The following is an 18,403-nucleotide window of genomic DNA, read 5'->3' on the forward strand; positions in this document are numbered from 1 at the left end:
CTATGAAATTAGTTTTGTAAGTTGAGGGTATGCTTTTAAGGCATTCTTAAAGTAGATTTTATCCACCACAGATCGAGGAAGGCCTAGGCCCTTGAAAGGTTTATTCACCTCCCAGCTTGTTTGTTCGTTCTTTTGTGTAAAAAAAGCCCATTGACCAAGCCAGCGCTTGTTCAGCTCATCAAGTTGCTCCTGTGTGGTTTTATGGTCGGTAAATACCATGTCAGAACCATATAGCAAACGATCCTGGTATTTAATGATAAAGTCGTATACTGCCTGATGTCGATCTGCGGCTTGGTGCATAAGGTGACAAACTCTTTCGGCCACGTCCATGAACATATTTGGGTAAGCATCCAATCGCCGGGCAATTTCATCAATGCTGTATTCGCTACTTCCCAGGTGAGCACCGATAAATGGTAAAGCGGTATTTTGTTGTAGCATGCGATCACAAGCTTCAATTTGCTCTTCATAGCCAGGCTTGTCGGGGTGCTGATGCATATGAAATTCAGGGTGTTGTCGATAGTATTTTTTGTCCGATTCCGTGGTCATTTGTTCCAGTGGTAACCAACAATTTTTAGGTTCGCCAAAGTGGCCCAATAGTGGCAAGTTGATCTTAGCAAGGTGCTTGAGCAAGGGATCAAACAAGCCATTGTCAATCATTATTAGTTGCTGTTGGTAGGTAATTCTCATGCCAACATTCTTCCATATTTTTACACCTATCGCACCCTTGTTCTTCTCAATGGTTGTTTGATGTATTGCTTTGTTAATGTGTGCTTCATCTATTTGAGCTGTCATAGGTACTGCACCAATGTATGAAAAGGTGTTGGGAAATTGGCTTTGGTTTTTATGAGCTATTTTGTATTGATCTTGCAAAGGCATCCATTCCGATTCCAAAAAATCAACATTAATAGAGACCAAGTGCATATTATTCTTTTGGGCATGCTTTATAAATGCATCGTTATTGGAATAATAGTGAGTGTGTGCATCTATTTTGGGGATGGTATAAAAATCGTCAATCCTATAGTGTGCTTGTTCTGTCATGCTTACCCTTTCAGATATGAGCCGCAAAATAAGAATAATAACAATGATCTTTAGGTCTGGAAAATGTTTTTCAATGAATGGGCTGTTTCGTAAGCTTGTATTTAGGAATGTAATTCTTGCGTAATGATTGGAGGAGAAACTTAATGTAAGTACTTGTCCCTTTTTGTTTTTCGAAATTAGTAATGAATAGAAATGAAAGTGCTTTCATATGCTTGTAAAATGAATTTTTGTGTTTATTTTGTAAAAAAATCCAAACATTCGCACTTGAAGCTTAACCTAACAAGCTTGGGTGTATATGAAATAAGATGCAATGAATAATTTTGATCCGAATACAACAGTTGGTCGACGAGGTATGATCCTTAAGATGCTGGATGCCAAAGGGCAGGTGAATGTTCATGAGTTGAGTGAGCAGTTTAATGTTAGTGAAGTGACGATTCGTAATGACCTGACTCAGCTGGAGCATAAGAACTTATTAATCAGAGCGCGCGGCGGTGCAATCAAAACCGATAAGGTGACGCTTGATATTAAGTTGTCGGATAAGAAAGTTAAAAATGCCCGAGAAAAAGAAATCATCGGTAGGCGAGCTGCCCGATTGATTGAAGAGGGCGATACTGTAGTTTTGGATAGTGGTACAACTACGAAAGAGGTATCTAATCATCTGCATAAATTCAAAAACCTTACGGTAATAACTAATGCATTGAATATTGCAGGTCCCTTGGCCGAGCAAGATCAAATTAATGTGATTATGCCAGGTGGGGTCATGCGCAAAAAGTCGCTATCCCTGGTTGGTTCTATAGCACAAAATAGCTTCAAAGATTTTTTCTGTGATAAGTTGTTCATTGGCGCAGATGGAATAGATGTTAACCTGGGTTTTAGTACACCGCATCTCGAAGAAGCTGCCTTGAACAGAACCATGCTTAAAATGGCAAAGAAGGTGATTCTTGTGGTTGATTCGAGCAAATTTAAAAAGAGAAGTTTAGCTGTTATCGGACAAATAAATGACATTGATGTTATTGTGACCGATAGAGGGATTACTGAAGAAGACCGAGAGAAGTTATTGAACGCCGGTGTTGAAGTGATTTTAACAGACTAGAATAAAATATTTTATAAAATGATAAGAGGACTGCAATTGTGGTCCTCTTGTTGTATAGGTACCAATAGTTATGAGAATATAATTGTGCTGTTCCGAACTTGAACTAATGTTTTGTAGTTTTGTTCTTAAGCTTAAATAAAAACACCATATGCATATAGTATTATCACCGGCCAAATCTTTGGATTATGAAACGCCGGCACCCAAAACTAATAATTCAGATATCTTATTTCCTCAGCAGGCTAAGTTAATAGCTTCGTGCGTTAGGCAGTTGAAGCAAGAGCAACTCATGAAACTGATGAAGATTAGTGCGCCACTGGCTCAGTTGAATCATCATCGGTTTCAGTTATGGCAATACCCTTTTGTGGATGATGAGGTTAAGGCTGCTTTGTTTGCTTTTAAAGGAGATGTTTATACCAGTTTAGATGCTTATTCTTTAAATGAGCAAGAAGTAAGTTACGCCAATGAAAAGCTTCGCATTTTGTCTGGTATGTATGGTCTGTTACGTCCCTTGGATAATATTATGCCTTATCGTTTGGAAATGGGAACAAAACTGAGTGTTGGCTCCCACAAAAACCTGTATGCTTTATGGGGAAACGATATTGGAATAGCCTTGGAAAGGGATATGGAGGAAGGTGGTTCTGAGGTCTTAGTTAATTTGGCATCAAACGAATATTTTAAATCCATCAATAAAAAACAGTTTGCTAAACGCATTGTAACACCTGTGTTTAAAGATTGGAAAAATGGCCAGTATAAGGTCATTAGTTTCTTTGCCAAAAAGGCTCGCGGCCTTATGACTCGTTTTATTATTCAAAATAAAATAAACAATCCCGATGACTTAATTGCTTTTAATGAAGATGGTTATTATTACAAAGCAGAATTATCGAAAGGGGACGAATTAGTTTTTGTTCGTGATAACGAAGGCTGAAAATTGACTGGTGGTTTGATTACGAGTAATTTTTTTAATAACTTTTCTAGATGACAAATTAAATGTAAAACGGAGGTTGAACAATTAAAACACACATCTATGAGTGCAAAAAAAATTATTTTACAACGTTACGGTAACCTCCTAAAGCAGGAGTCATTAGTTACCATTGAGGACAAAATTCTTCCTAATACTTTTGTGTTAGAAGCTCCAGAGCCGTTTCCAGGGTATTTCGGTTACTATAGCGATATCCCATCGGATTCAAAACCTTTGTATGTATACCTGGTACTAAAAGAATTATATACACTGGAGCAGATAACCCGAGCTACTCAGAATATTAAAAGATATTTTGGTACCGACTTTAATGCAGCTGCAGGAACCGTGCATTTGTATAATAAAGATTATCACGTAATAAGGGTTCGTCATCTCGATACATTTGATCAAATAGCAGATTTGCAGGCGGGCTACCTGGATGAGGGAATTTATTTTCGAAAAAAACCTAAAAGCATTAGTGGGCAGGCTATTATTCGACTGAAGAAATTCTTTACGCTTGAAGAAATTGATGATGGTGTGTATTTTGATTTGGATGAAAAAGATCATGGATACTTTACTATACCTCATAAGTTAACCTGGAAATATTTTGAAGATTTAACCATAAAAGTAAAAAACAATTGGGATTATAGTAAGTTTGATGCAGCTGTTGGGCACATACATCAGGACTTTGGTATTGTTGATATGGTGCGGATATATAACCCAAATATTGATAGAGAGTATCTGATGGGTATACGAAAGAAATACCTTGAAAGAATTAAATAATAAATTAAAAAAGCTGCCTAAGGGTAGCTTTTTTAATTTTAAGACATAGGTGCATATTAATAATTGAAGAAGAATTTCAATTTTCATAATAAATTAAGCTTCCTCTTAAAACCTTTTTGTATTCTTGTGGCTTATATCTGTAGAGTTTTAATGAAAAATAGTTTAAATGAAGTTCTTTAAGGTTCATATTATCAGCTTATATGCTTTGTTGATAATTGCGTTTTCTGCATGTAATTCTTCCAGTTACAAGATTAGTAACTCAGAAGTAAATTACATTTTAATAGACAGCTTGGTCGGTTATGATCAGGGTTTGGAAGATGAAATAAAACCCTACAGAGATAGTTTAAAAGCGGAAATGCTTAAAGTAATAGGCACGGCTGCTGAAGAGCTCACTGGTGGGTTGCCCGAAAGTTTACTATCTAATTTTGTATGCGATTTGGTGCTCGAGGAGAGTCGCAGTCTTAAAGCTACAGTTAATCCTGATGTGAGCATTGTCAATGTAAAGGGTTTACGCATACCTATTAGCAAAGGACCGATTACTGTTGAAAGTGTTTTTCAGCTAATGCCTTTTGAAAATGAATTGGTATACCTGACACTATCAAAGCAGCAGATAACCGAATTATTTAACTTCATGGCAAGTGTTGGAGGTGATGGTATAGCAGGTGCTTCGTTTGGTATTAAAAACAAGCAAGCCGTAGATGTTAAGGTGAATGGTAAAGCATTGGAAGATCGGGAGTACGTTGTTGTTACATCGGACTATCTGGCTGATGGAGGTGATCATTTTACCGTTTTTCAATCGGCAATAGCACGCGAGGGATCTGGCTTAAAAGTGCGAGATGCCATTGTGCAGCACATACAGAAACAAACTTCTGCCAATAAAAATATTGAAAGCCAACTTGATAGGAGGATTTATCATGCAGACTAACAGACGACAATTTATAAAAACAGCCGCTGTTGCCACAACGGCATTGAGTGTTGCTCCTCTATTGGCTAGTTGTGAGCAAGCTCCGGTCAATTTAACCATTCTACATACCAACGATGTGCATAGCCATATCGATCCCTTTCCTGCCAATGATTCAAAATGGCCTTTGCAAGGTGGTTTTGCGCGAAGAGCCCAATTAATTAATGATATTAGACGCGAACAAGAGCACGTGTTATTATTTGATTGTGGCGATATTTTTCAAGGCACGCCCTATTTTAATATTTACAAAGGCAAGCTGGAGATTGAGTTGATGAATAAAATGGCCTACGATGCCGCAACCATTGGTAACCATGAGTTTGACAATGGCGTGGCAGCATTGGCTACCAATATTAAACGTGCACAGTTTCCTTTTGTGTGTAGCAATTATGATTTATCAGGCTCAGGACTCGATGGACTAACTATTCCTTTTAAGATTATTAGAAAAGGAGCATTAACAATTGGTATTATTGGATTAGGCATTGAATTGGATGGTTTAGCAAATCCTAAGTCTTATGAGCAAATACAATACAAGGATCCTATTAAGGAGGCCAATAACATGGCTCAACACCTAAAGCAAGAGCAAGGCTGTGATTTGGTTATTGCTTTGTCTCATTTGGGTTATCAATACCAAGATGATAAAGTGTCGGATGTACAGGTGGCTAAGCAAACAAAGGGAATTGATATTATTTTGGGTGGCCATACGCACACCTTTATGGATAAGCCCGATAGAGTTATTAATATGGATGGAGATGAAGTGATTGTTAACCAAGCAGGATGGGGTGGAATTTATCTGGGAAGATTAGATTTGCAGATGAAAGCTAATAATCAAAAAAACGTCACACTTGTCAATTCAATATACCATGTCTAAAACAGTTGATCTTTCAGAAGAATCATTAGAAAGTTTGCAAAAGCAGTTAATGCATGATGAACATTTTAATTCGATTGCTTTACCGCGTCTAAAAATGATCAATGCCATAAGAAAGCAGCTGGATGATCAAGGGCAATTACACTGGAAAGTCAAGTACTCTCCAGTGAACCGTTCAGAAAATAGTGTCATTATTTCACTGCTTGATCCTCGCAAGAAGTTTCATTTTTATTACAATATTCCACTGGGTCTGCGATTGCAACTGCAGTTATATTTGGGAGATAATACTTTTAATTTTTTCGAAGCGCATCCACTTTTAATAAAGTTGGGGGTTATTGATGAAGCTACATATCCTGTTCAGGCAACCATGAATACCTTACCTCATTTGGTTTTAAGCAAAAGAAAGGATGCTTTTGAAACGTCCTTACTAATGGCTGATGAATTGTCAACTGATGCCATTCTGCAATCCAGGTTATACCAGTTGTTACAAAGTGTCTTTAATAAGTTTAATGCGCCTTTGCAGAGTATCATCAACGGAAAACATCAATTGTAATAATCTATAACGTTAATGCTCACTAAATATCATAAAAAAAGGCTCCAAACTGGAGCCTTTATATCACTTTCTTATTTCATCAAACTAGTCGATAGGTAGTTGTCTTTTAAAGCTTTCGTCCAATGAAATAATTGTTTCAGTGGCTGATATGCCTGCGATCGCTTGTAGTTTGTCGTGCAATATACGCTTTAAGTGTTCGTTGCTTTTGGCATATATTTTAATAAATATCGCGTATTGACCTGTTGTGTAATGACACTCAACTATCTGAGGTACTTCTTCTAACATTTTTACCACCTTGTCGAATAAGCTGGCTTTTTTAAGGAAAATACCCATAAAAGCACAAGTGTGGTAGCCAATTTTAGCTGGGTTAATAATAAATTCAGAACCTTTTATAACACCCATGTTCATTAAGCGCTGGATGCGCTGATGAATAGCGGCACCAGAAACTTTACATTCGCGGGCGACTTCTAAAAAAGGAATTCTTGCGTTTTTTGTGATTAGCGATAAGATTTTCTTATCAAGGCTATCGATTTGTAAATTCGTCTCCATGCTGTATATGATAAATGTTAGGATTCGTAACTATTAACACCCCTTTGTTAATAATTTGCTACGAAAGTAAAACATTAATAGTTAATATCCAACGATGATAGCGAGTCGATTGTTAAATTAAAAGCATAAGCCTTTCAAATTCAAACCCTAACAAAATGATTTAAAAGTGCTTATTAACAATTGATTACAAAAAGTATCAGTTTTATATCTTACTTTGATGTTTTAATTTAAAACGATTATAAAGAACTTTGATATTAATTCATCGGGTTGAAATCAGTCCCACTAGGTAATTGATAAATATTAAGCTCAAATTCATTAACAACCGCTAGAACGTGATCAAAAATATCGGCTTGTATAGATTCATAATTAGTCCAACTTTTATCTTTGCTAAAGCCATATATTTCAATTGGTTGGCCTTTTTCTGTGGATTGTAGCTGACGCACCATAAACGTCATGTTATTATTAATCATTGGATGCTCCAGTAGGTAGGCCTCTAAATATTTTCTAAAAACGCCAATGTTGGTTAAGCGTCTTCCGTTGACTAAACTTTCAGTTAATGTCAATTCTTCGTTAACTTTATTGTATTCTGTAAGTTCCTCTTCCTTTTGACTGAGGTAATCTTTTAATAAACGAATCTTTTTAAAGCGTTCCAGCATTTGGGGCGAACAGAATTTAACGCTTCTCATATCAATGTTAATCGAGCGTTTTATGCGTCGTCCGTCAGAATGCTCCATGCCTTTCCAATTAACGAACGAATCTTCTACCATTTTGTAAGTAGGTATGGTGGTTATCGTCTGATCCCAGTTTTGCACCTTCACTGTATTAAGTGAAATATCCAGTACAGTACCATCGGTTTTGTAAGTAGGCATAGTAATCCAATCGCCAGCGCTTACCATTTTGTTGGCCGATAATTGAATGCTAGCTACGAAACCTAAAATTGTATCCTTAAAAACCAATAATAAGATGGCTGCCGTTGCACCCAATCCTGTTAATATCTTGGTAATGTTAATGTCGAATAGTATGGAAACAATCACAATCGTACTTACAAATGACGCTGCAATTTGAATAATTTGAACCAAGCCACGTATCGGTCTGTCTTTGGCATACGGAAACGTATTGTATATGTCGTTAACAACTCCCAAAACGGCATTAATCGTCCATAAAATAATAAAGACTATGAGGCTGCTGATAATCTTTTGCAAGTATAAATCGAAACTCGACTCAGGGAAAGTTTCGAATATAACCGCAATCATGTAATAGGTAATGGTTGCAGGGATGAGGTTGATCAAACGGTTAAATACTTTACGTTTAATTAAAATATCGTCGTATTTCGATTTTGTTTTTTGAATGACCTTTTCAATAACTTTCAGGATGTACCCTTTGGCTATTCGGTATGTTAACCACGAAACAGTCATGGTAATAATAATCCAGATGGCCGCTAAAACATAGTTGACATAAGCCTCTGCCAAGCCCGTTGATAAGAGGTAGTTTTGAAAAAGTTTGCTTAAATTGTTGAGTTCGATAATCTCCATATGCCTAAAGTGTGATTTATTCTGTTTTAAAACTATTATAATTGTAGGGATTAATGTGTTTTCATACGATTTGTGAAAATACGATGCCAGCAATTTATTAACAAGTTAAGCTCAATTTTATTTATATGAGAAAAGGATTAATTAGTGTTGTTTGTTTGGTTTTATTAATGACAAGTGCTTGTGCACAGTCTGTTTTCGAGAAAAGCTTTGGGGAGAAGACCATGCGCGTCGATCTTGTGCTAGCAGGTAATAAACACATGCAAACAGCTTATTTGCTTCAACTAAAAAAGGAGCCCTATTGGGGTGGGTCGCAACTCAACCTGATTGACTCATTAGCTTATGGCGAATTTCGTTTTAAGGTAATTGATCAAAGCAACGATCAACTAATTTATTCGCGCGGGTTTTGCACTTTGTTTGAAGAGTGGCGTACAACACAGGAAGCTCAATCGCTAAGCAAAGCTTTTTTTCAAACGCTTGTTTTTCCTTATCCCAAAAACAATGTGGTATTTGTGCTTGAGGAGCGTAAGAAAAATGGCTCCTACCACCCTTTGCTGAGTTTTCCGATTGATCCTGATGATAAAAATATTGCTAAAGAGGTGTTATCCGCCAATGAAGTTGTGAAAGTAGTTGATAATGGTGCTGCAGCCAATAATGTGGACTTTACCTTTGTGGCCGAGGGATACACGCTTGAGCAAATGGATAAGTTTAAAAGTGATGTGAAACGAATGGCTGACTATTTGTTAAGCCAAGAGCCCTATAAATCTAAAAGTGACCGAATAAACGTTTGGGCGGTTTGTTCGCCGTCAAAAGATTCAGGAAGCGATGATCCGCGTAATGGTGAGTGGGTCAATACCGCTATTAATTCTTCGTTTAATACCTTTTACATTGATCGCTATCTCGAAACCGAGGATGTTTTGTCAATTAGAGATATTGCCGCTAGTGCTCCTTACGATCATATTTGTGTATTGGTTAATTCTGATAAATATGGAGGTGGAGGTATTTATAATCATTTTTCAATAGGTACTGCCGATCATGCTTTGTCAAACGAAGTAATGTTGCATGAGATTGGGCACGGCTTTGTAGGCTTGGCAGATGAGTATTATACCTCGGATGTGGCGTACCAAGATTTTTTTGATTTAACGGTAGAACCATGGCAACCAAATGTGACTACTTTGGTTAACTTTGATAGTAAATGGAAACATCTCTTGGATAAAGATACGCCCATACCAACGCCTAATAGTAAAATGTACGAAGATAAAGTTGGTGTGTTTGAAGGTGGAGGATATGTTGAAAAGGGCGTTTATCGACCTGCTGTTAACTGCCGCATGAAAACTAACCAGGCCGAAGGTTTTTGTCCTGCTTGCCAAGAGGCTATAAAAGAAATGATTGATTTTGTAACTGATAAAAAATGAAAATATGAATTACCAAGCTTCCAGTAATCGTTATGACAAAATGGTGTATAATCGCTGTGGTGTTAGTGGTTTAAAACTATCTGCTATTTCATTGGGTTTATGGCATAACTTTGGCTCTGAAGATGTTTTTAGTAATGCGCGCGATATATTATTGCATGCATTTGATAAGGGAATTACGCATTTTGACTTGGCTAATAATTATGGACCAGTTCCTGGATCTGCTGAAGAAACATTGGGTAAAGTACTAAAGCAGGATATGGGAGCCTATCGTGATGAGTTGGTATTGTCGACCAAAGCTGGTTACCATATGTGGAATGGTCCGTATGGTGAGTGGGGCTCAAAAAAATATCTGGTGTCAAGCCTTAACCAGAGTTTAAAGCGTATGGGTGTAGACTATGTTGATGTTTTTTATCATCATCGCCCCGATCCAGATACGCCGCTTGAAGAAACCATGGGTGCATTGGATTTAATTGTTCGTCAGGGGAAAGCGCTTTATGTGGGCTTGTCGAATTATAATGCGGAGCAAACCCAACAAGCAGAATCGATATTACGACAATTGGGAACACCGTGTTTGATTCATCAACCCCGCTATAACTTATTTGACAGATGGGTTGAGGATGGCTTAATGGAGGTGCTTGATAAGCGAGGTATTGGGTGTATTCCTTTTTCTCCTTTGGCACAAGGTTTATTAACCGATCGTTATTTAAAAGAGATTCCTTCCGACTCACGCATGGCTAAGGCTCATTTTCTAAAAGAATCGGCTTTAACAGATGTGAAACGTAATGCGATTGTAGCTTTAAATGAAATGGCTGCGAAGCGTCAGCAATCATTGGCACAAATGGCAATTGCCTGGTTGTTAAATAATAAAACGGTGACATCGGTACTGGTGGGAGCTTCATCAACTCAGCAATTGGATAATAATCTGGCGGCACTGGATAATTTGTCATTTAGCGCTGAGGAGCTTAGCTCTATCGAAGCTCATTGTCAGCCTGTATTGCAAGGATAGGAACAGATAGGATCTTTATATTTAATCACACATATACCTGTTAGCAGAGTAAGGTCGAGATGATAATTTTATTTAATTGTCATCTCGACTTTATCTTTTTATCATACTCATTAATTGCTTTGTTTAATGGGTTTTATGCCGAAACCCATGATATAAGCAAAATGCTTAATCAATCATTTTGTTGTTCATTTGGTATTACTTGTCTAGTATCCAACAGGAAATGCCATTTGCGTGTTGTTATTAGATAAGTAATCAAGCATAATCTAACACTCAATATTAGAAGCAAAAGCATGTAGCGAAACCTTCCGCTTATCTGCTTCAACAATTCACTACATTAAACTCACAACTCACTACTTTTCGTTTTTATTAGGCCTATTCATGTTTTAATATTGTACTATCAAATACTGTATACGAACGACTAAATGATATACCTATGAAGACATCTATCACACACCGAATTAAAAAGAGCATTGCTTATATTGTTTTGGTTATTATGGCCATAACAGTATCACATAAAGTAATGGCTGATGAAAAAGACGAGCGAAGCAAGCGAACTAAAAACGTTACGCTTTATGAAATTCGTAAGGAGATGGACGAAGCTCGTGAAGAATATCATTCGGCAATGGCTGAAGTTCGCTTTGCGAAAGAAATGAGGGACGACATAGTGATTTCATCAAGTAACTCAGATTTTCCATTTGATCTAAAATATAAGGGTATTGTTGAGTTGTCGGAAGATAATCAGTCGATTACAGGTATTTCGGCCAATGGATTTGTTGAAATCAACAAAACGGCCTTTGGGAACAATCGTCGTTTGTTTATCCATGCCGACGATAAAGGGACTATTACCTATGAGTATTACGTTGGTAAAACAGAAACAGCTTTTAGCCCAGAGGGAAAAAAGTGGTTGAGTGAAATTTTGCCAGATATTGTTAAGAGGAGTGATTTGGGGGTAGAGTCGCGTGTGAGACATTTATATGATAGTAAGGGAATTAATGGCGTACTAGATGCACTCGATAATCTGCCATCATCTTCGTCCTATTCATACTCCAGTGAGTGGAATGTTTTTACCATTAAAACATCATCTTATAAATCTGGATCATCGGCTTCAAAGTATGCCTTTTTAAAAACGTTGGTATTTGATAATCAGCTTAAATCGGCCGATATAATTCCCGTTCTTAATGTCATTGAAGAGATTCGATCAAATAGCACAAAAGGAACTTTAACCCGCCATATTCTTGAAAATTATAAACTAAATACCGAGCAGTTATCAGCTGTGCTTGATGTAACGCGTACACACGATTATAATACTGAACGTGGTTCTACCTTAAGGATATTTAATCAATTCTACTCCGATGATTTCGCCATTCGTAAAGGGTATTTCGATATAATTGACGACATGGAGATCAATTCAGAAAAAGGAAATATACTGAAGCATTTGGTTAAAAATACCAAGTTGTCGAACGATAGCTGGATAAGCATGTTACGCACGGTTGATGATTTTACTTCGGAAAGAGAAAAAGGCGCATTGTTGCTGTATTTTATCAAATATATGCCGCAGGACGAAGTTGTGATGGGAACATTCAGAGATGTATTGGATAATATGTCGGATAGCTATTACATATTAAAGGGAGAGGTAACCAATGCATTATTGGATGCGGCGCTTGACAATGGGAAACGCAAGAGCGACAAAATAACCTTGTTGAATTATTTGAAAACAGCCAAGGGCATTTCATCAAATAGTCAGCGTGGGATGATCTTACGCAAGGCTAATCGTTTATTTTTAAATGATGAAGAAGTGGTGGATGCCTATTTTGAAGCCCTAAATGGTTTAGATAGTGAAATGGAAATGTATAATGTGATGCTCGATTTAATTAATAGGAATAAATTAGAGGATGCAGCCATGTTCCGTTTATTACGCACATTAGATCGGTTGGTGGGAGATTTTCAGCATGGTACAGGCGCTGTTATGCGTGAGGTGGTAGCTCAGTTTCCTTTGTCGGATAATAATTATAATCAGTTTTTCCGCTTGATTAATCGAATGGATCAAAACAGCACCATTGAAGAGTTGTTGCGCTATGTGATTGATAATCCTGCAATGAATGAAGACATGGCGGCCAAGGTAATTGAGTGTACCGAGCAGATTGATGTAGATGTTGAAAAAGCAGCAGTTTTAGTTCGTTTAAGTAGTTATGTAAACAGTAAAAGCTCATCAACTGCCTATATATTCAAGTCAATGGCTAAAGATTTAGAGTCGGAATATGAAAAAAATAGGGTGCTTAAAACACTTAACTAAAGGATGATAAGGACAAGATAGTTATTAATTAAGACTATTTTGTCTTTATTTCATTGACAGATGACCGTTTGAAATATAAATTAAAGGAATAACTTAGTATTTCAATGATACCCAATACCCAACTATATTCATCAAAAAAACTGTTGACACAGATATTCGTCAGTACCTTGTATGGGGTGCTGGCATTTCTGTATTTGTTCTATAGCGAGAACGGTAGTCTGCCTGTACTGGTCGATCATATCGATTCCTTATCTTTCTTTACCCTAAGCTCGTGGCTTATATTTGGTATTTTAACACTTATTGCCCGAGGATTAAATGTGGTTTTCCCATGGATGCGCAGCACATCCATAAGGTTTTTGATTCAATTTGTACTCAATACCATAATCGCCACATTCTTTTTGTGGTTGTGCATTAAGCTGCTGATTGCCATTAAATATGATAATGTATCTTTTAGCCTGTTTATGGAAGAAAGGGGTGATGTCACTATTAAGTTTTTCATCATTTTCTTGTTAACCAATCTAATCTTTATCATGGTTAATCTGTATCAATATTCGTTTACCAGTTTTATTCAAGCTAATATCGAAAGTGAGAAAAAAGTGCGTGAACGTTTAAAGTTGCAATATGAAATTTTAAAAAGTCAGCTAAGTCCGCATTACTTATTTAATACCCTCAATACCATTGCATCATTAATTCATCGCGATGCCTCAACTACCGAAAGCTTTATTCGCAAGTTTGCTCAAACATTTACCTACATTTTAAAAAGTCATCAAAAAGAGTTGATATCCATTAATCAAGAGGTTGATTTTATTAAGGCCTATTACTTTCTTTTGCGAATACGTTTTGACAAGGCTTTGGAATTAGATATACAGTTGGATAAAGCAAGCAGTGGTAGCTTTATTCCACCTATGACACTACAGCTTTTGGTCGAAAATGCGGTTAAACACAATCACTTTTCGGAGGATAAGCCATTGAAAATAACCATTTGTTCCAATGATAGAAAGGGCATTGAGGTGTGTAATAATTTTGAGCGCAAGCCAGGGTTTATCGAAGTAGATAATCAGTTATTGAAGAAACCTGAGCCACATGTGTCGCATAAAATAGGCTTGGAAAACATTCGTAAACGCTATGCCTACTTTAGTAATGAAGAGGTTGAAATTAGTAAGAGCGATTCGTTTAAGGTGGTATTACCCTTGTTGATTAATCCAAAAGTAATTAGTTACTCTTAGTTTGATTTAAAACGAACACTATTGTCATACAATGAAAGGACTAACAATTAATAAACAGCAAAAGTGGCTTCGTTTGATACTGCCGTTTCCCATTGGAGTGGTGGTGTATATCCTAATACTATTGGTATTTGATACGCTTAATCAATTAGGCTCCAATTTCTTTAGTCAAGAAGTGTTGGTAACGACCTTGGTGTCGTTTGTTTTGCTCGAGGTATTGCGTTTTGTGCTGACTGTAATTGATAAGCGTTTTCCTTTGGTATTAAAAATGCCAGGCGATCAATCAGTCGAGAAAATACATAATCCATCTTTTCGAGTTATTTTCATTCCTGCCCTTAGTCTGCTCGTATCGGTTGTGCTCGTGAGTTTACTTATAAGTATTTATTTCACTTTTGTTCTGCTGATTAAAGATTTTCATACGGAGCTGATCGTATTTAATGGCGTATACGGTGTAGTGGCTATTTTATATGGAATAATACATGTGAGTACTTCGTTTTTAACCGTTCATAAGCAAATACATTACCGTCAGGAAAAAGAACTGCGAAAGGGTATGGAAACCGATCTGGAAAAATTTAAAATGCAGATTAATCCACAGTTATTGTACGATGGACTGGAGAATTTAATATCCATTGTTCATACCGAACCCAGAAGAGCCGAGCAGTTTGTGAATCATCTCTCCAAAATTTACCGTTACAACCTTGATAACCGACATGTTGAGTTGGTAGATTTAAAAAGCGAGTTGGAGTTAAGTAACTCCTTACTTCATTTACTTAATGTCAAGTACAATAATACCATTAGCCTCAATCATAATTTTCCCAATGAATGGTTGTGTCGCCAAATAATTCCTTGTACTATTTCGGCACTGATACAGGAGTTGGTTAATCGTTCAATCATTAATGGTTTTCAACCATTGCGAATTGGCCTTGAGAAAAAGGGTGGAGAATTGTATTTTGTGTGTTACGATAATCCTAAAATTGGACTGAATGGAAATAGCGAATGGAATTTATCATTCATCAACAGGGCACATTCCTTTTTTAACGATAAGCAACTTGAAATAAGCCACCATAATCAACAAATACACATTAATATTCCTTTGTTTGAAATAGAGGAAGAATAATCTAAACCGCATGAGAGTATTAATAATTGAAGATGAGAAACCAGCAGTTGACAACTTAAAACATCTACTTAATCGTTACGATAATAGCATAGAAGTTGTGGGTGAACTAGATTCGATACAAGCAAGTGTTGAATGGTTTTCTAACCCTTTAAATACAGTAGATTTGGTGTTTATGGATATTCACTTGTCCGATGGTTTAAGCTTCGAAATATTTAATAAAACACAACTGAATCTTCCCGTTATTTTTACAACGGCCTACAACGAGTATGCTATTCAGGCTTTTAAGGTCAATAGCATTGATTATTTGCTTAAGCCACTAGATTACGATGATTTGTTCAGCGCCATGGAGAAATTGGAGAGCTTGCGCGAAAACCTTTCTTCAGCCAGTCAGCGAATAAAATTAGAAGAACTAAACGAAGCTTTGCTGCACTATCGCAAGACCTATAAAGAACGTTTTATGGTTAAGTTGGGTGAGCGAATTAAGTCAGTAACATCCGATAAAATTGTGCTTTTTTATGCCGAGGGACGTAATGCTTTTATCTTAACTTCAAAAGGTAATAGGTATATTATTGACTATAAATTAGAAGAATTAGAAGAGTTACTCAATCCTGGTACTTTTTATCGCATTAGTCGTTCTTTTATTGTTAATATCAATCACATACAAGATGTGTTGGTACACTCCAATAGTCGCTTGAAAATTCAGTTTGAACAGCCTTTTGATCGCGAAGTAATCGTCAGTCGCGAAAAAGTTAATCACTTTAAAAACTGGTTTAGCGGTTCTGGTATTTAAACTTTAATAATTTTACTTAAAGCATCAGAATATTATTTGCTCTATTGAAATTCACATTCTACTACATAAATAATCGTGGCCATAAACTGCTTTAAAATCACCTATGTTGTATAACAGTTATATCTGAGGTACTTAATAATTACAAAGCATTCTTTTTTTTATATTTTCGGCATCTTGTAATTATTAAAGAGACAAACATGGGGTCAGTTGTTAAAAAGAAAAAATCTTTTGTAGACGTATTTTTAAATGGAGTTGAGCGTGTTGGTAACGTGTTGCCACACCCAGCTTTGTTGTTTGGTATATTTGCCGTTATCGTATTAATATTTTCGGCGTTATTTGCCTGGACGGGAGCCAGTGCAGTTCATCCTACTACCGATGAGGCCATTAATGTTGTTAACCTGTTGTCGGTTGAGGGATTGAGACGGATTTTGACCGAGATGGTTAAGAACTTTACCAATTTTGCGCCGATGGGTATTGTAGTGGTGGCCATGTTGGGTATTGGTTTGGCTGAAAAATCTGATTTGATAGGTGCCTTAATCCGTAAGTTAGTGTTGGCTGCTCCAAAGGGACTTCTGACTTTCGTAATTATACTCGCTGGTGTTATTTCTAATGTGGCATCGAGTGTGGGTTATGTATTGTTAGTGCCCTTAGGCGGTGTTATCTTTCTGGTAGCCAAACGGCATCCTTTAGTGGGTATGGCTGCTGCTTTTGCAGGTGTGTCAGGTGGTTTTAGTGCCAACCTGATTATTGGTACAATCGACCCCTTATTAGCCGGGTTGACTGAAGAGGCCGCTCATATTGTAGATAAAACATACACCGTAAATCCTGTGAGTAATTATTACTTTATGGTTGTTTCTACTTTTATGGTAGCTCTGGTTGGAACATGGGTAACCGAAAAGATAGTAGCTCCACGCTTTGGAGAATATAAAGGAGAAGTGAGCGAAGAGGAAACACGCTTGGATGAACTTACTTCTAACGAGAAAAAAGGATTGCGCTGGGTTGGAATTATATCCATGCTGTTTATTGCTATTGGAGTTTGGGGGCTAGTTCCTGCCGATGGTTTTTTACGAGGTGCCGATGGTCAGTTATTAACTTCTCCTCTATTAAAAGGGGTGGTTGCCGTATTATTTATTTGGGCTGGTACTTGTGGAGTTGTTTATGGTAAGATAACCGGAACCTTTAAAACCGATAAGGATATAATGGGCGCCATGGGAGAGTCGGCCAAATCATTAGGTCCCTACTTGGTATTGGTATTTTTCGCGGCTCAATTTGTGGCTTATTTTAATTGGAGTAACCTTGGATTGGTATTAGCTGTTAATGGCGCCAATGCTATCAATAGCTTAAATTTAAGTGTGATACCATTAATGCTGATGTTTGCCTTGTTCTGTGGAATGATTAATCTGGTAATGGGCAGTGCTTCGGCCAAGTGGGCTTTATTAGCTCCTATTTTTGTGCCGATGTTTATGATGTTGGGTTATTCGCCAGAGCTTACGCAGGTGGTTTATCGAATTGGCGATAGTGCCACCAATATTATTTCACCCATGATGAGTTTCTTTGCTTTAATCATCGTTTATTTCCAAAAGTATGATGAGAAAGCAGGGATTGGAACCATCGTTTCAACCATGTTGCCATACTCAATGGTGTTCTTGGTATCGTGGATGATATTATTGGCCATATGGTTGTTAACAGGCTTGCCTTTAGGACCAACAGGAGGTTTGCATTATAGTATGTAATACTATATATATATCATAATGCGTTGGTATAGTGCCGTAATATAATCAAGGTGGCTATAGAAATGGGATGCATAAAGGGTTATTCTGACTAGAAAGGTATTAATAGGACTCTGGTTACTACCACGCAAACATCTTGCGCGCATAAGGATATGCTCCTTGCGTGCATAAGCGCGAACAGTATGCGTGGTACTACCCATATAGTATGCGTAGTAGTGCTCAAACACCTTGGGTAAGTAAGCCCAAACATGTTGGGTGAGTATGCCAAACAAAAAGAATAGTACTACCAAAGCTATTTGAGGGTATAATACCCTTTATATTTCATATTGCGGCGGTGAAATGCCGCCGCATAATAATACCATTTAAATAGTCAAACCTTAAAAGTGACTTAGGGAGTTGATATTCAGTAGATAATACATCTCATTAAGTTTCTTGTTCTGCAAGCAATTGTGTATTTTAGTAACAAAGCTTGCAGATATGGTTGGAAAACAAGACAATACCCC

16 protein-coding genes are annotated in these 18,403 nt (G+C 37.1%); 13 read left to right on the plus strand and 3 right to left on the minus strand.

Going from position 1 to position 18,403, the window contains the following annotated elements; translation table 11 throughout:
- Complete coding sequence (locus tag FNN09_RS19020) at positions 1-1,038, minus strand: amidohydrolase family protein (protein ID WP_143304076.1); 1,038 nt, start codon at positions 1,036-1,038, stop codon at positions 1-3.
- A 310-nt stretch (positions 1,039-1,348) separates the two neighbouring features.
- Here FNN09_RS19020 and agaR point away from each other — a divergent pair, with 310 nt between their 5' ends.
- From agaR to FNN09_RS19050, 6 genes are all read left to right on the plus strand, one after another.
- The gene (gene agaR / locus FNN09_RS19025) at positions 1,349-2,131 is read left to right on the plus strand and encodes a transcriptional repressor AgaR (protein ID WP_143304077.1); all 783 of its coding nucleotides are present in this window, start codon (positions 1,349-1,351) and stop codon (positions 2,129-2,131) included.
- A gap of 148 nt (positions 2,132-2,279) precedes the next feature.
- Positions 2,280-3,056 (plus strand): peroxide stress protein YaaA, encoded by a 777-nt coding sequence (gene yaaA / locus FNN09_RS19030; RefSeq protein WP_143304078.1) that lies wholly within the window; start codon positions 2,280-2,282, stop codon positions 3,054-3,056.
- 99 nt (positions 3,057-3,155) lie between these two features.
- The gene (locus FNN09_RS19035; protein ID WP_143304079.1) at positions 3,156-3,869 is read left to right on the plus strand and encodes a hypothetical protein; all 714 of its coding nucleotides are present in this window, start codon (positions 3,156-3,158) and stop codon (positions 3,867-3,869) included.
- Between the two features lie 166 nt (positions 3,870-4,035).
- Entirely contained in the window at positions 4,036-4,794 is a 759-nt protein-coding gene (locus FNN09_RS19040) for a 5'-nucleotidase C-terminal domain-containing protein (RefSeq protein WP_143304080.1), read from the plus strand.
- Positions 4,784-5,698, plus strand: coding sequence for a metallophosphoesterase (locus FNN09_RS19045; RefSeq protein WP_143304081.1), 915 nt, complete (start codon positions 4,784-4,786; stop codon positions 5,696-5,698). The genes FNN09_RS19040 and FNN09_RS19045 overlap by 11 nt, the downstream gene beginning before the upstream one ends.
- The gene (locus tag FNN09_RS19050) at positions 5,691-6,248 is read left to right on the plus strand and encodes a hypothetical protein (protein ID WP_143304082.1); all 558 of its coding nucleotides are present in this window, start codon (positions 5,691-5,693) and stop codon (positions 6,246-6,248) included. The genes FNN09_RS19045 and FNN09_RS19050 overlap by 8 nt, the downstream gene beginning before the upstream one ends.
- A gap of 84 nt (positions 6,249-6,332) precedes the next feature.
- Here FNN09_RS19050 and FNN09_RS19055 read toward each other — a convergent pair whose 3' ends face one another.
- On the minus strand, positions 6,333-6,797 hold the full coding sequence (locus tag FNN09_RS19055; RefSeq protein ID WP_143304083.1) for an Lrp/AsnC ligand binding domain-containing protein: 465 nt from the start codon (positions 6,795-6,797) through the stop codon (positions 6,333-6,335).
- A 254-nt stretch (positions 6,798-7,051) separates the two neighbouring features.
- The gene (locus tag FNN09_RS19060) at positions 7,052-8,329 is read right to left on the minus strand and encodes a mechanosensitive ion channel family protein (RefSeq protein WP_255434188.1); all 1,278 of its coding nucleotides are present in this window, start codon (positions 8,327-8,329) and stop codon (positions 7,052-7,054) included.
- A gap of 125 nt (positions 8,330-8,454) precedes the next feature.
- Here FNN09_RS19060 and FNN09_RS19065 point away from each other — a divergent pair, with 125 nt between their 5' ends.
- The 7 genes from FNN09_RS19065 (at position 8,455) to FNN09_RS19095 (ending at position 17,903) form a co-directional block, all read left to right on the plus strand.
- Positions 8,455-9,741, plus strand: a complete 1,287-nt coding sequence (locus FNN09_RS19065) for a M64 family metallopeptidase (RefSeq protein WP_143304084.1) — start codon at positions 8,455-8,457, stop codon at positions 9,739-9,741.
- 4 nt (positions 9,742-9,745) lie between these two features.
- Entirely contained in the window at positions 9,746-10,747 is a 1,002-nt protein-coding gene (mgrA, locus tag FNN09_RS19070; RefSeq protein WP_143304085.1) for an L-glyceraldehyde 3-phosphate reductase, read from the plus strand.
- 433 nt (positions 10,748-11,180) lie between these two features.
- Positions 11,181-13,040, plus strand: a complete 1,860-nt coding sequence (locus tag FNN09_RS19075; RefSeq protein ID WP_143304086.1) for a hypothetical protein — start codon at positions 11,181-11,183, stop codon at positions 13,038-13,040.
- A gap of 143 nt (positions 13,041-13,183) precedes the next feature.
- On the plus strand, positions 13,184-14,266 hold the full coding sequence (locus tag FNN09_RS19080; RefSeq protein ID WP_185969071.1) for a sensor histidine kinase: 1,083 nt from the start codon (positions 13,184-13,186) through the stop codon (positions 14,264-14,266).
- 31 nt (positions 14,267-14,297) lie between these two features.
- Positions 14,298-15,380: a histidine kinase gene (locus FNN09_RS19085; RefSeq protein ID WP_143304088.1), complete on the plus strand. Its 1,083-nt coding sequence runs from the start codon at positions 14,298-14,300 to the stop codon at positions 15,378-15,380.
- 10 nt (positions 15,381-15,390) lie between these two features.
- Positions 15,391-16,170: a LytTR family DNA-binding domain-containing protein gene (locus FNN09_RS19090; protein WP_143304089.1), complete on the plus strand. Its 780-nt coding sequence runs from the start codon at positions 15,391-15,393 to the stop codon at positions 16,168-16,170.
- A 197-nt stretch (positions 16,171-16,367) separates the two neighbouring features.
- Positions 16,368-17,903 carry an AbgT family transporter gene (locus tag FNN09_RS19095; protein ID WP_143304090.1) on the plus strand — a complete coding sequence of 512 codons (1,536 nt, stop codon included), beginning with the start codon at positions 16,368-16,370 and terminating at the stop codon, positions 17,901-17,903.
- The last annotated feature ends 500 nt before the right edge of the window (positions 17,904-18,403 follow it).

Source organism: Carboxylicivirga sp. M1479, assembly GCF_007097485.1.
GTDB lineage: Bacteria > Bacteroidota > Bacteroidia > Bacteroidales > Marinilabiliaceae > Carboxylicivirga.